This window comes from Arthrobacter sp. Dra40 (assembly GCF_059091905.1).
On the sequence record NZ_JBNHHB010000432.1, the window covers coordinates 1 to 2,043 of the forward strand.

Sequence of the window (2,043 nt, forward strand, 5' to 3'; positions counted from 1 at the left end):
ACGCTCGAGCCGCGACGGCCCGGTGTAGTCGGCTTGTATTTACGGATTCCCATAGTTCAATTCCTCGTTAAAGTGGTCTCCGCTTAAGAAAGCGGACCGCCGAAGATGTCAATTGTGCCTTCCTTCAGGGTGACAATGGCGCGCTTGGTGTCCTTGCGCTGTCCCCATCCGAACTTGGTCCGCTTGCGCTTACCGGCACGGTTGATGGTGTTGATCGAGTCGACCTTGACGGAGAAAATCTTCTCCACGGCCAGCTTGATCTCGGTCTTGTTAGAGCGCGGGTCGACGAAGAAGGTGTACTTACCTTCGTCGATCAGGCCGTAGCTCTTCTCCGAAACGACGGGAGCAATAATCACGTCGCGGGGATCTTTTGTGGTGGTCGCGCTCACTTGGCGTCCTCCTTGGCAGTTGCTTTAGCTGCAGTCTTGTCTGCGACGAATGCCTCGTAGGCGGCCTGGGTGAAGACCACGTCGTCGGAAACCAGCACGTCGTAGGTGTTCAGCTGATCCACGTAGATGGTGTGAACACCCTCGATGTTGCGCAGGCTCAGGGCCGCAACATCGTTGGCGCGCTCGATGGCTACGAGCAGGTTCTTGCGATCGGTGATGGCGCGCAGAGTCTCGGTAACAGCCTTGGTGGACGGCTTGTCGCCGGCAACCAGTGCATCCACGACGTGGATGCGGCCGTTGCGTGCCCGGTCGGACAGGGCGCCGCGCAGGGCAGCAGCCTTCATCTTCTTGGGGGTGCGCTGGCTGTAGTCGCGCGGGGTCGGGCCGTGCACCACGCCGCCGCCGGTCATGTGCGGAGCGCGGATCGAGCCCTGGCGGGCGCGGCCGGTGCCCTTCTGCTTGAACGGCTTGCGGCCGGCACCGGAAACCTCGGCGCGGGTCTTGGTCTTGTGGGTTCCCTGACGGGCAGCAGCGAGCTGTGCGACGACGACCTGGTGCAGCAGCGGCACGTTGGTCTGGACGTCGAAGATCTCTGCAGGCAGGTCAACCTTGAGCGTGTTAGCCATTGAACTAGGCTCCCTTCACAGCGGAACGGACGAGAACGACCGAGCCGCGGGCACCGGGAACGGCACCCTTGATCAAGAGCAGCGAGTTCTCAGTGTCCACGGCGTGAACGGTCAGGTTCAGCGTGGTGTGGCGGACGGCACCCATGCGGCCGGCCATCCGCAGGCCCTTGAAAACGCGGCCCGGAGTGGACGCGCCACCAATGGAACCGGGCTTGCGGTGGTTCTTGTGTGCGCCGTGCGAGGCGCCCACGCCGGAGAAGCCGTGACGCTTCATCACACCGGCGAAACCCTTACCCTTGCTGGTTCCGACGACGTCGACCTTCTGGCCGGTCTCGAACAGCTCCACAGAGAGTTCCTGACCCAGCTCGTAAGAGGCGGCATCGGCGGTGCGCAGCTCGACCACGTGGCGGCGCGGGGTAACCCCGGCCTTCTCGAAGTGGCCGGCCAGCGGCTTGGTCACCTTGCGCGGGTCGATCTGGCCGAAGCCGATCTGGACGGCGGTGTAGCCGTCGACGTCCGCAGAGCGCAGCTGGGTGATGACGTTGGAGTCAGCCTTGACGACGGTGACCGGGATGAGACGGTTGTCCTCGTCCCAGACCTGGGTCATGCCGAGCTTGGTGCCCAGCAGGCCTTTTACTTGGCGTGTAGTGGTAGACATATGAATCCGCACTCCCCTACAGCTTGATTTCGATGTTCACGTCCGCCGGCAGGTCGAGCCGCATCAGCGAGTCGACGGCCTTCGGCGTGGGATCGATAATGTCGATCAGCCGTTTGTGGGTGCGCATTTCAAAGTGCTCCCGGCTGTCCTTGTACTTGTGCGGCGACCGGATAACGCAGTACACGTTCTTCTCGGTGGGCAGCGGCACGGGGCCGACTACCGTTGCGCCTGCACGCGTGACCGTCTCAACGATCTTCCGTGCTGAAACATCAATGACCTCATGGTCATATGACTTCAGACGGATGCGGATTTTCTGTCCCGCCATGGCGTCTCCGCTCTCTTTCTCAGTGCTGCTCTGTGGACTTTCTTC

At 62.1% G+C, this 2,043-nt stretch carries 4 protein-coding genes; all 4 read right to left on the reverse strand.

The annotated features are described in order from the left end of the window. Positions 1 to 83: 83 nt before the first annotated feature. The 4 genes from rplW to rpsJ are packed head-to-tail and all read right to left on the reverse strand — an operon-like array spanning position 84 to position 1,998. Positions 84 to 389, reverse strand: coding sequence for a 50S ribosomal protein L23 (gene rplW, locus AC5RWT_RS36840; protein ID WP_127511063.1), 306 nt, complete (start codon positions 387 to 389; stop codon positions 84 to 86). Continuing rightward, on the reverse strand, positions 386 to 1,015 hold the full coding sequence (gene rplD, locus AC5RWT_RS36845) for a 50S ribosomal protein L4 (RefSeq protein WP_494045914.1): 630 nt from the start codon (positions 1,013 to 1,015) through the stop codon (positions 386 to 388). Before rplD ends, rplW begins: the two co-directional genes overlap by 4 nt. 4 nt (positions 1,016 to 1,019) lie before the next feature. After that, entirely contained in the window at positions 1,020 to 1,673 is a 654-nt protein-coding gene (rplC, locus tag AC5RWT_RS36850; RefSeq protein WP_494045913.1) for a 50S ribosomal protein L3, read from the reverse strand. Between the two features lie 16 nt (positions 1,674 to 1,689). Then, on the reverse strand, positions 1,690 to 1,998 hold the full coding sequence (gene rpsJ, locus AC5RWT_RS36855; RefSeq protein WP_003803825.1) for a 30S ribosomal protein S10: 309 nt from the start codon (positions 1,996 to 1,998) through the stop codon (positions 1,690 to 1,692). Positions 1,999 to 2,043 lie beyond the last annotated feature (45 nt).